Here is a 12011-nt window from a genome sequence, read left to right on the forward strand (position 1 = left end):
GACGGTGTACACCGCAGCGGTCGTCGTCTGATCGTTCGACGGATACCACACAGCAACCTCGTAGAGGCCGGGCTCCGGAATCCACGGCTGCCACGTCGCGGTACTGCCCTCCTCACCGGTGCGGCTGTACCGCGACCGCTCCCCGTCGACTCCGAGGAGCCCGCTCGCTCCCCACGCCCCGGTCTCGAAGTAGCCGACCGGCGAGTTGTTCGTGATAACCAGGCCGGGCGACAGAACCGACACGCTCACCTCCCTCTCGGTGTTCCCCACCCGGGCAGTCAGCTGATGGGTGGTGTACGGCGCCACGTCGGCCGGCGCGGTCAGCGTGTAGTCGTACCGCGCCCAGCCGCGCGGTTCCAGCCGGTACTCCTGCTCGGCCGGTTCGAGTGTCCAGCCACTCGGAGTCAGGATCGTCACCGGGCCGCTGCGTTCCACCGGTCCGCGGTTCATCGCGTACACCGCCAGCGGAATCGACGCGCCGGGCTCAACCTCGGGTTCCGGCACGTCGACGGCGAGGATCTCGACCGCATCCATGACGCGGACGTCCACCGCCGCTACCTCCTCGCTACCGCCGTCCCAGTCCAGCGTCGCGCCGATCGCATGCGTCTCCATGGCCGCGTCGACCGGAACGGTCACGTCGAACGTCCACAGGGCCGGGTCGCCGTCAATCACCGTCGGCTGATCACCGGTCGGGTTCACCACCCAGCCGTCGGGCACGTGAAGCTCCACCCCTGCGCCTTCCAGCTGGCCGCCCGTCCCGTTGTAGGCCCGGACCTCGACCGAGAGAGTGTCACCGCCGGCGACATCCGGATCGGCGAGCAGCTCGGCATGCGCGATCTTCCCCGCAGGGCAGACGCCCGTGACCGAGGCGGGTAGCGAGAGCGTCGCCGACTCGGACTTCGCGTCGCCGACGACGACCTCGTAGGTGAAGGATGCGTCCAGGTCCGGCAGGGCGATCGTCCACTCGTTCGGGTACACCTCGTTTGGCTCTTCGGTCCAGGTTTCGCCGTCGAGCGTGTACCGCAGGGTGGCCGGGTCCTCGGTGCCGGCGAAGATGTACGCGTCGGCCTTGCCGCGGTCGGGCCGCACCAGGATCATGCCCCGGACCAGGCCCACGGGACTCTCGTCGTCGAAGTGAAAGCTGCCCGGGCCATGTGCGGCGTACTCGGGCACGACATGCAGCGGGCTGGACAGTTCCACGCCACGCACGATCACCGCGGTGATGCCCCGGCCGGTTACCGGAACGGCGAGCTGTGCACCCCGCATGCTGCGTTCTTCCCGATCGCCGTTGTCGCGGATGACCTCCACGGTGTATGTCCGCCCCGACTCGACGCCACTGCGCTCGGGATCGAACGTGATCTGCGCGACCTGGAGCTTCTCGCTCTCGTTGGTCAGGCTGAGATAGAGCGAGCCGTTGCCGGTGCCCGTGATCCAATTGAGCTGATAGTTGTCGACGTCGACGATCCCGCGTGGCATGTACGGCCAGACGCCGTCCTCGCCGTAGAAGGTGCCCGGCGCGTGTCCATAGGTGTGGAATTTGAAGAAGACATAGTTGTCTTCGAACACGCCCGGGTACGCGACCGCGCCGTCGGAGCGGATCAGGTGCTCGGTGAACAGGTAGTCCAGCGCCATCCCCAGGTGCGAGGGGATGTGGTGGTAATAGATCGCTCCCGCACCGGGCGGGCCCTCTAGCGGGAACTCCGGATGCATCGTCCACGACGTGAACTGGCGCAGGTTGTAGCCGGGGTAGTTGGTGAACCGGCCGACCACGCCGTTGTGTGCGACATCGTGGATGAACTCGTCCCCGGTACGCCACGCGAGGCGTTGCAGGAAGGCCGACCAGTGCGGAAGGTTGTACTTGCCGTTGAGCCGGTGGGTGCTCAGCTGTTCGGTGGTCAGACCGCAGGTGGATACCACCCAGGCCGGGACCTCCTCGACCGGGATCTCGGTCCGCGTATACCCCTCCCAGACACAGCGACGGCCCTCGTCCTGCCACTTGTCGGTCTGGTCGGTGAGTTCCGGATGGGTCGGCGTCGTGATCATCGTGTCCGGGACCTCACGTACCTGCATCTCCGTGATGAAACGCTTCGCCTCCCGGTAGGCCGCTTCCAGCAGTGACTCATCTCCGGTCACCTCGGACACGAGGAACAACTCGGTCCAGTCCTTGGCGTAGTCATACACGAATTGAACACGGGCCGCGTTGGCCGTATAGGCGCGGTTGACGAACTGCTCCGCGTAGACGGCCGCGTTGGCGCGCGCCTCGGCGAGGTACGCCGGGCTCCCGGTGAACTGTTGCGCCACGTACGGCACGGTCATCGGCGTGCGCCCGGTCTCGATGGCGGATCCGGCAGGCCGGCGCGGCCGTTCCCGCATGGTCTGAATGGCCAGCTCGCGTACGACCGGATTCAGCGAAGCCCCCTGACGCAGCAGGGCAACCAGATGTGCGGCATCCCCCGCCGGCCCGCCGATCCCCCACGGATAGCGGTCGTGGCCGCCAATGACCGGCGTGAACCGGTTGCCCCACGTCTCCCGCGACAGGAAGTGCTCCAGCACCGGGCGGGCCCGCCGCTCGTAGATGGCATCGTCGCCGGTGAGCCGGTAGGCGCTCAGCAGCACCGCGGCATGCGAGATCACCACGGTCTGGTCGTTCTCGATGTCCACGAAGCCCTTCGCTCGCTCCCACCACCCACTCGGCGACGGGACGAAACCGCCCTGCGGATCGATGTGGTCCGGCTCGCGCATCACCAGGTCGATCAGGTTGAACACGGCCTCGGTCAACGACGTCCCGAACACGTTCTCCCGGTAGGCACGCAGGCCATACTCCTTCCGGGCCAGCCCGGTGTACGCCGTGTACAGGTCCGCCGGCTCGGCGCAGACACCGAAGCTCATCGTCCGGGAGTCGCCGGCCTCGAGGGGCGACTGTTCACCGATCTGCGGAGCGAACACCACCGCTTGAACGGCCTCGGGGTCGACGTCACCGTTGCGCAGGCTCATGCCGTACGGCTGGTTGTCGAACCCGATCCTGGCGAGATGGGCGAAGTCCTCGCTCTCGGCCGGGAGATAGACACCAGTTGTCCAGACCTGCTCACCGACGGTCTGCTGGACCAAGGACATCGGGGCGAACAGTTCGCTCGCGTTCAGTGACTCGACCCCGTCGACGACGCGTGCGTGTTGCAGCGCCCCGCACAACACCTCCTCGACATTCGCGAACCGGGCGATGTCCATGGCCTGGTATGCGACGATGTGATGCCCGTCGGCTCCGGCGGTGACCGTCCACTCCGCGACCGGGTTGTCGCCGGCGACGTTCCACGTGACCGCAATGTCGAAGCCGAGATCCGTGCTCGTGGTGAGGCGTGCCGTGGTGTCGTCAATCGGCTCGATCTCGTCTAGCGCCAGCCAGTGCGGCGTCATCGACGCGTAGTAATTCGTCTTCGATCCGTCCGCGCCGACCAGCACGACCCATTGCTCGTCGAACCGGGCGTCCGGGTTGGTGGCCGGTATCCACCCGCCGTCCGTTTTCACCTCGATGTCGCGGACATATGCCTGCCCTCCGTCCCAGGTGGCCAGCCGGAATGACACGCGGTGCCGTGGTCCGGTGAGGACCGCCGCCGGATCCTCCTCGATCGTCAGCCCCGGCTTTTCGATCTGCCGGAGTGGGCCGGGCAATCCCTCGGTCGCTGGCGCGTTCCGTAACGCGGCCATGGCCGGGTGCAGCGGGCCCGTCATGTGCTGGACCGCTGCCAGGCCAAGCCCGGCGCCGGCCAGGGTGAAAATAGATCTGCGCGAGATTTGCCGCTCCGTCATGGTGCCTCCATCGCCAGGAATGAATCGATTCAACGCCCTTGATATCTACGGGCGACTCACGAAAATCTCAGGACTGCTCGATGACTTCCTGGAGTTGACTTGAGGCGTCGGCCAGCGCAGTCTCCGCGTCTTTATTCTCGAGCATGACCGCCTCGACCATCTCGCCCAGGATTTCTTCCATCCGCGCCGACTCCGGGTAGAACTCGAACAGCGGCCGGGCATGGGCCGCAATATCCTCAGCCCACGTCGACGCCCATTCATCTGACGTGAACCGTTCATCTTGTAGTGCTTCCTTCAGGACGGGCGCGCGTCCTGTCCCTTCAAACACGCTGATCACTGCTTCCAGGTCAGTTGACAGCCAGGAGGCGAAATCAATCGACGCTTGTTCGATGTCGTCATTGCCTTTCAACACGGCGTAACCACCGCCGCCCCATTTGAGCGATTGTGGTGGCACATCGACGCCAGGCACGCCCGGTCGCGGCACGGGAACCATGTTGCTCAGCAACTCGTCATCAGTTGTCTCTTGCCCGATGATGCTGGGCGCGATGTCGGCGTCGTCATAGAACCCGACCCTGCCTTGGGCAAACAGCGGACGGGCGTCGAAACGATTCATGTTCGGCGCGATCAAACCGCGATCGAGCAAGGTCTTATACCATTCCAGGGCGGCAACACTTCCGTCGTCACCCAGACTGATCGTTCCGTTCTCGTCGATGACCTCGCCACCGAAGGCACGCATCCAGAATGCGATGTCGCGCCCCTGCTCGATTCCCGTCATGGCCGCATAAGGAATGAGATCAGAGTCGAGATCCTTGATCGCCTCCAACACGGATTCGAATGAGTCGATGTCTGTTGGCAACTCGTCGATGCCGGCCTCGGCCAGCAGGAGGCCATTGCCCACCAAGCCGATAGCGCCAGACGTCGTTGGGAAGGCCAGGGTCATGTCGTTGTAGACGACCGTGTCCAGCGAACTGTCCGTGAAGAGCGACGTATCGATGACCGATCCGAGGTCAACAAGAGCGTCCAGCTCGGCCAACGATGGGATCCAGCCCTGCGGAAGCGCGACCACGCCCGAGAGGTTGCCCGACCGCGCCTGCAGAATGTACTGGTTGAGCGCTTCGTTAAACGGGATGCCGTTACCGACGATGTCGATGCCGGTCTCGTCCTCATACCTCTTCATCAGTTCTTCGTAGACGGCGGCGTCAGCGCCTTCGGCTAACCCGTGGTTGTTGAAGGTGACCTCGTCGACGCCGCCAGACCCGCTCGTCGCGCTGCCGCCGGTGTCATCACCGCACGCCACCAGGGCCCCCGCAGGTGACAGAACGAGCATGCCCGCTCCCGTGCGGGTCAGAAATGTACGTCGGCTCATACCGGCGCGCATGTTCGAGGGTCTCATCTCTCCTCCTTGAGGTTCGTGATTGCTCAGCCTTTGACCGAACCGACGTTCAGGCCTTCGACGAAGTACTTCTGCAAAGCCATGAATGCGATCACCACCGGTATTGATGTGATGAACGATGACGCCATGAGCTCTGGCCAGTCCGCCTGGAATTCTCCGAGATATTCGATGACAAGCCCCGGCGGCAAGGTTCGCCTGTCCGGGCCAACCAGGGTGAGGGCGAATATAAAGTCGTTCCACCCCCGGATGAAGGCAAACAGCCCTGCGGCCACCATTCCGGGTAGGGCGATGGGTAGCAGCACCTTGGTCGTAATCACGCGCTCGCGCGCGCCGTCGATGCGTGCTGCCTCGATCACCTCCGTGGGGATGGTGTCGAAGTACCCCTTCATCACAAAGGTGCACAGCGGCAGCGTGAACGTCATGAACGACAAGATGAGCGCTAAGTGGGTATCGAGTAAGCCGAAGTTGTCGAACATCAAGTACAACGTGATCAGCAGCAACGCGTTGGGGAACATCTGCGACGACCAGATCATGTACATCACAGATTTCCGCCCGCGGTACTCGAACTTCGACAACGAGTACGCCGCGTATGACGACACGATGACTGCGCCAAAGGCCGTCACCCCGGAAACCAGGATGCTGTTCACCATGTACTTGAGCAGTGCGGGCGTCTCGAAGAATGTCACGTAATGCTCGAACGTGATCGCCGTCGGAATAAAGCTCGGCGGAAACTCGAATACCTGTTCACGCGGCGTGACCGATGTCAGCACCATCCAGTACACGGGAAATAGCGCAAATAGCGCTATGACTGCGAGTGCCACCCACAGAGCGATCCGTCGCCCTGGCTTTCGGCGCGTCTGTCTCGAACCGGAGGGGACCACCGTCTCCGGGCGCACGTCAACACTCGCGCTCATCGCACCCTCCGATCGCCGTATTTGGTAAAGAGCCAGACAGGAATCGACAGAACGGCCAACCAGAGAATGCCGACCGCGCCAGCCCGGCCGAGATCAAAGCTTTGGAACGCGGTTTCGTAGAGTTCCACCGAGAACGTCGTGGTCGCGTCGGCCGGTCCCCCGCGTGTGAGCACCCAAATCATCTCAAAGTGCTGGAAGTTCCAGAGCAGTTCGAGGAGCAAGACAGTGAAGATGATGCCGCGCAACGACGGCAACGTGACATGCCAGAACCGCCGCAGCGTGCCGCCACCGTCAACGGACACCGCTTCCAGCAGGTCTCGCGACACGGCCTGGAGCCCCGCCAGCATCATCACCATCACCCATGGAAAGGTCTGCCATGCCTTGGCGACGATGATCAGCAACATCGACTGCCAGGGTGAGGTGAAGACGTTGAGGTTCTCCTCGATGAGCCCCAGTTCGCGCAACGCGCCGTTCAGCACACCGTTGTTGGGGTTGAAGATCCAAAGCCAGAGGAAGGACACGACGACGCCAGGCAGGATCCATGGGAAGAGCAAGATTCCGCGCAGTGCGCCTTGCCCTTTGATGCCCTGATTGAGCAGTAACGCTAGACCGAACGCGATGAGGAAGGGCAGTACTGTCGCGCCCGTGGCGAACACCAATGTTCTTAGAGTCAGACCGACAAAGTCCTCTGAGAGCACGTCCAGCACGTTCTGCAGGCCCACGAACTCCGAGCCAGGGCGCACGAGCGAGCGGTCGAACAGGCCCACCCATAGGGACGCGATCAGTGGATAGAGCAGCACCACCCCATACAGCACGAGTGCCGGCGCCACCAGGGCGAGTGCAATTTGCGTTTGCGACAGACCGCGACGTCCGGTTGACTCCGGTGGTGCTCGACGGCTATCTGCCGATGCGGAGGCCGCTGGGCGCTCCTTGAGCTTCATCGTCATGCCTACCTTTCACCGTGGCGCCCTCACGTGATGGGCGCGCCTGACGCCTGATGGGCGAGACTGACGTCGAAGCCGAGAGCGATGCTGACTTCATCGGCAGCTTCAATGGCTCGTCGACCAAGTTCGGTTTCTCTGTTAGGTAGATCTAGGGCTGACAGCGGACCCGACACCGACAGCGCCGCCACGACGGCCCCGGTTTGGTCGAATATCGGCGCGGCGACACACGCTCGGCCGAGCGCCAACTCCTCCACTTCCGTGGCATATCCCCGGCGACGCACCTCGGCCACGATCTCGTCGAGTTCGTCGTGGCGGCAGAACGTGTGTGCCGTAAATTGCTTCAGCTCTGGCAGCAGCGCTCGACGTGTTTCACCATCGAGCGCCGTCAGCAAGCACTTGCCTAGCCCGGTGGCATGCAACGGGTTTCGCCGGCCCATCAGGACATACGACTTCGGCGCCTTCGCACCTTCGAAGTTGCACAAGTAGAACAGTGCGTCGTCGCGTCGCACCGCCACGTTGACGCCGAGTTCGAGCGACGCCGCCAGGTTCTGCGCAACCTGACGAGCGGCCCGATGTACGGGATGTTGGTTGATGGCGACCCCAGCCAACGTGATCAGCGCTGGCCCGAGCCGGTAAAGGTTGCTCACCGGATCGCGCTCGACGTATTCGATCGACTCCAACGTGGCCAGCAGCCGTGACGTCGTGGACTGCCCCAAGCCGACGCTGTTGGCCACATCTGACACTCGCTGTGGCTGGCCGTCGAGGAATGTCGCCAGCACTGCGGCGGCCCGTTCGACGCTCTGGTTGGTGCCCTGTTCCACCGCCACGGGCAATCTCCTTGAAATCTGGACGCTACTTGCAATATGTGAGAGGCTCTCGCATAGATTGAACGGTGTCAACCACACTGAGGGTTCGAGATGCTGATTCGAGACGTTAAGACGTTCGTCGTGAAGTACAAGGCAGACGACGCCTACCTGGGATCGGAAGGTGTGCGGGACGAATACTTCCTGCGCGAGCCGTGGCGAAGCATCTACTCCGATCGGTTCGAGACGTTGTTGGTCCGCGTGACTGCCGAGGACGGCACGGTGGGGTGGGGTGAGGGGCTCGCGCCGGTGGCGCCCGAAGTCCCGGCCACCATCGTGAATCTCATCCTCGCGCCGGTACTGCGGGGCATGCGTGCCACCCGACCACGCCCGGCCTGGTCCACGCTGCGGGATCTGATGCGCGAACGCGGCCACCTCGTCGGCCATCAAGCCGACGCCCTCGCCGCCGTCGACATCGCCCTGTGGGACCTGGCCGGCAAGCTAGCTGGATGTAGCATCGCGGACCTGCTCGGCGGCGCCTTCCGGACCGACGTTCCCACCTATGTGTCCGGCCTTCCCAAGCCGACCGACGACGAGAAGGCGAAGCTGGCCCAAGAGTGGGCTAAGAAGGGTGCCCCCACCGTCAAGCTGCACCTTGGGCGTGGAATCGATGCTGACCTGGCAACGGTCGACGCGGTTCAGGCAGCGGCACCGTCCCTGCGAATCGCCGTCGACGCGCATTGGGTCTACCCCTTGCACGACGCCCTCCGGCTGACTGAGGCCCTGGCTGAGCGGGACGGATGGTTCCTTGAGGCGCCGACGGCGCCGGAAGACGTCGCCGGACACGCGAAGCTCGCGGCACGAAGTCGAATCCCGATCGCTGCCGGCGAGGCACTGCGGAATCGATATGAGTTCAACCAGTGGCTTGACGCCGGCGCGCTGCACATCGCCCAGCCGGACATCGGACGAACCGGTATAACTGAAGGGCTGATCATCGCCGAGCTCGCCGCGGCACGGGGCGTTCCGGTCGCGCCGCACCACTCGACCGGTATGGGGGTCGCGCTTGCCGCCGGGCTGCACGTGGCGGCCGCCGCCGAGCACCTGGCAAGCTTCGAGTACCAGCCCACATCAACGGAGGTGGGCTCACGTATCTTGCGCGAACCATTGTCGTGTCGGCCAGATGGTTTCCGACTCCCATCTGGTCCCGGTCTTGGCATAGACGTCGACGACGAGGCAGTCGTCCAACTAGCGAAGGAGTCGTGACGTGCCGCCCACCGTTCACGGGCTGGTTCCCATCCTGGCAACCCCTTTTCATGGCGACGGGTCGCTGGACGTCACGAGCCTGCGTCGCCTCACCGAATTCCAGCTGGAAAGTGGCGTGGACGGCATCGCGGTGTTCGGCATGGCTAGTGAGAGCTTTGCACTGACCGCTAGCGAGCGGGCGACGATTCTCGACACCGTCATCGACGTCGTGGGCGGGGCCGTCCCCGTCGTCGCCGGAGTCAACGGCACATCGACGGTCACCGCTGTCGAGCAAGCGCAGGAGGCCGCATCAGGTGGAGCGGATGCGCTGATGGTGCTGCCGCCTTTCCTGGTCACTCCAGGCCCGGACCAGCTCATCGACTTCTATCGCGACGTCGCCAGCACGACTGGCCTCGAAGTGATGGTGCAAGACGCCCCCGCCGTGACCGGCGTGAGCATGACGCCATCGCTCATCGTCGAACTCAGCAAGCTCGACGGCGTCACATCGGTCAAGGTCGAGGCGCCGCCCACGGCACCGAAGGTGAGTGCTGTCGTCGACGCACTCGGCGACAATGAGTTTGCCGTGCTCGGCGGCCAGAACGCGCAGTTCTGCCTGGACGAGTACTCACGGGGCGCGGTCGGGACGATGCCCGCCTGCGAATTTCCGGACCTGCTCAAGCCCGTGCTCGAAGCACACCTGCGCGCAGACGTGCGCACTGCTCACGCCGACTTCGCCCGGTTGCTGCCGCTCATCCTGTTCGGCCTTCAGTCCGGCCTCGCGTGGGCCGTACACAAAGAGGTCATGCTGTGGCGTGGGCTGATCACCGATGCGACGGTTCGTGCTCCGGCACGCGCGCTCGACACGGCTAGTCGTACGAGCTTGCACGCGATCTTGGATGACTTGGGGCTGTAGCCAATGAACCCACGAGGTGCGTTGTTGATCGGTGCGTCGTCAGACATCGGCCGCGCCATTGCCCGTGCTCTGAGAAATGGTGGCTACCAGGTGGTGGGAGTTTCCCTGGAGGACACCTCCGACCCATCGTTGACCCAGCATGTCGCGGCCGACTGCGCGATGCCCGAAGTCGCCTCCGAAACCGTCTCCCGCGCCCATGATGTGCTGGGCCGTCTCGATGTCGTCGTGCTTGCGGCCGCGGTCATGCCCGTTGCGGCCGCCGCAGAGACGACCGACGAACAGTGGCGCACCGGCATCGATGCCACCCTGGGCGCCGCCTTCAACGTCTGCCGTGCGGCATTGCCGCTACTCCCCCGGGGCTCGTCGATCGTCGCTGTCACCTCGGTCAACGCAACCCTTGCCGCGCCAGGACTGCCTGTCTACGCCGCCGCCAAATCGGGCGTCGAAGGACTCGTACGGCAACTCGCATTGGAATACGGACCGGCCGGCGTGCGCGTCAACGCCGTGGCACCGGGAATGATCGGAAACGTAGACATTGAGAACGTGACCGAGGGCTATCCCTTGCTCCGCGTCGGTAAGCCGGACGACGTCGCCGAAGCCGTGGCATTCTTGGCTTCGGACCGGGCTGAATTCATCACTGGCGTGACACTGCCCGTCGACGGTGGGCTATCCATTGCGTCACCCGCCGCCTGGCTTCGACCCGATCTTCGATCCCGCTGGCTTGAGCCGGGAACATCGTGAGTGAAATGCCTGACCGGCACCGTGAGCTGCCTGGCTAGCCGCTATGTATCGTTACATACGGGACGTGTCCCGCCCGGGAGGTCGGTTCCTGGCAGCAGGTCAGCGCATGACGTGGTGTCGATGCCGTAGGTCTCCTGGCTCGAGAATGTGCAGGGAGCCGGATCGTGGTCAGTATGAAGGACGTCGCCCGTAGCGCGGGTGTGTCGGTCAGCACGGTGTCCAACGTTCTGAACCGGCCGGACTATGTGTCGGCAGCGAACCGGATCAAGGTGCTCGACGCGATCACACGGCTCGGCTACGTGCGGAACAACGCGGCTCGTCAGCTCCGAGACGGTCGGACGAGGACGGTCGGGCTGGTCGTCCTGAACATCGCCAATCCGTTCTTCATCGACGTGATCCGCGGTGTCGAGGAGACGCTCCACCGGGCGGGCCTGTCGGTGATCTTGTGCAATAGCGACGGCCAGCCACTGCGTGAGGAGTCTAATGTCGAGATGCTGGAGGAGCAGCAGGTAGAGGGGGTGCTGATCTCGCCGGTCGATCCGGGCAGTGCGTGGCTGGCCAAGCTGGGCGACCGGGGCGTGCCGATCGTGCTGCTAGACAGCCGGGCCGACGGCAGCGGGCAGTGTTCGGTGTCGGTCGACGACGTGCTGGGTGGCCGGCTCGCTGCGAGCCATCTGCTGGAACAGGGGCATGAGCGGCTGGTCTACGTATCCGGGCCACCGCTATTGCACCAGGTAACGGAGCGACGAGAGGGCGTCCTTGCGGCGATGACGGAGGCCGGCGTTCCCGCCGACCGGCTCACGGTCATTGAATGCTCGGAGCTGAGCTTCGGCGCGGGGTGCGACGCCGGCGAACGGCTGCTGGGAATCCGGCCCCGTCCTACAGCGGTGATCTGCGCCAACGACCTGCTGGCGTTGGGGGTGCTCCAGGTGATGTTCGCCAACGGCGTCTCTGTCCCGGGCGACGTAGCGCTCGTCGGTTACGACGACATCGACTTCGCTGCCGGCTCGGCGGTGCCGCTGACGTCGGTGCGGCAACCCCGGTACGAGCTGGGGCAGACCGCGGCGACGCTCCTGCTGCACGAGGTCGACGACGGCCCGGACGAGCACGAGCACCAGCAGATCGTGATGTCTCCGGAGCTCGTGGTCCGCGCCTCAAGCTCGCCCGCCCACGCGGGCTGGTCGCGGAGCCAGTCACCGTGGTCGCGGAGCCAGTCACCGTGGTCGCGGAGCCAGTCGCCGAGCGTGCGGCGCTGAG

Annotated in this window: 9 protein-coding genes; 4 read left to right on the forward strand and 5 right to left on the reverse strand. The window is 64.5% G+C overall.

Translation table 11 applies throughout. The annotated features are described in order from the left end of the window. The 5 genes from DPM12_RS20225 to DPM12_RS20245 all read right to left on the reverse strand — a co-directional run. Nucleotides 1-3804, reverse strand: a 3804-nt coding sequence (locus tag DPM12_RS20225; RefSeq protein WP_146751940.1) for a COG1470 family protein, incomplete at its 3' end; no start/stop codon positions are given. A 67-nt stretch (nt 3805-3871) separates the two neighbouring features. Continuing rightward, nucleotides 3872-5197, reverse strand: a complete 1326-nt coding sequence (locus DPM12_RS20230) for an ABC transporter substrate-binding protein (RefSeq protein ID WP_112260169.1) — start codon at nt 5195-5197, stop codon at nt 3872-3874. Nucleotides 5198-5223: 26 nt separating this feature from the next. Continuing rightward, nucleotides 5224-5970, reverse strand: coding sequence for a carbohydrate ABC transporter permease (locus tag DPM12_RS20235; RefSeq protein ID WP_211659180.1), 747 nt, complete (start codon nt 5968-5970; stop codon nt 5224-5226). A gap of 137 nt (nt 5971-6107) precedes the next feature. Further along, nucleotides 6108-7058 (reverse strand): carbohydrate ABC transporter permease, encoded by a 951-nt coding sequence (locus tag DPM12_RS20240; protein WP_211659181.1) that lies wholly within the window; start codon nt 7056-7058, stop codon nt 6108-6110. A 23-nt stretch (nt 7059-7081) separates the two neighbouring features. Next, a complete protein-coding gene (locus tag DPM12_RS20245) occupies nt 7082-7882 on the reverse strand; it encodes an IclR family transcriptional regulator (protein ID WP_112260170.1) in 801 nt (266 codons plus the stop codon). A 90-nt stretch (nt 7883-7972) separates the two neighbouring features. Here DPM12_RS20245 and DPM12_RS20250 point away from each other — a divergent pair, with 90 nt between their 5' ends. The 4 genes from DPM12_RS20250 to DPM12_RS20265 all read left to right on the forward strand — a co-directional run bounded on the left by DPM12_RS20250 (nt 7973) and on the right by DPM12_RS20265 (nt 12010). Then, nucleotides 7973-9121, forward strand: coding sequence for a mandelate racemase/muconate lactonizing enzyme family protein (locus tag DPM12_RS20250; protein ID WP_112260171.1), 1149 nt, complete (start codon nt 7973-7975; stop codon nt 9119-9121). A 1-nt stretch (nt 9122) separates the two neighbouring features. Further along, nucleotides 9123-10013, forward strand: a complete 891-nt coding sequence (locus tag DPM12_RS20255; protein ID WP_112260172.1) for a dihydrodipicolinate synthase family protein — start codon at nt 9123-9125, stop codon at nt 10011-10013. A 3-nt stretch (nt 10014-10016) separates the two neighbouring features. Next, nucleotides 10017-10754, forward strand: coding sequence for an SDR family NAD(P)-dependent oxidoreductase (locus tag DPM12_RS20260; RefSeq protein WP_112260173.1), 738 nt, complete (start codon nt 10017-10019; stop codon nt 10752-10754). A gap of 173 nt (nt 10755-10927) precedes the next feature. After that, on the forward strand, nt 10928-12010 hold the full coding sequence (locus DPM12_RS20265) for a LacI family DNA-binding transcriptional regulator (RefSeq protein ID WP_170313729.1): 1083 nt from the start codon (nt 10928-10930) through the stop codon (nt 12008-12010). Nucleotide 12011 lies beyond the last annotated feature (1 nt).

Source organism: Phytoactinopolyspora halophila, from assembly GCF_003287285.1.
GTDB classification, from domain to species: Bacteria; Actinomycetota; Actinomycetes; order Jiangellales; family Jiangellaceae; genus Phytoactinopolyspora_A; species Phytoactinopolyspora_A halophila.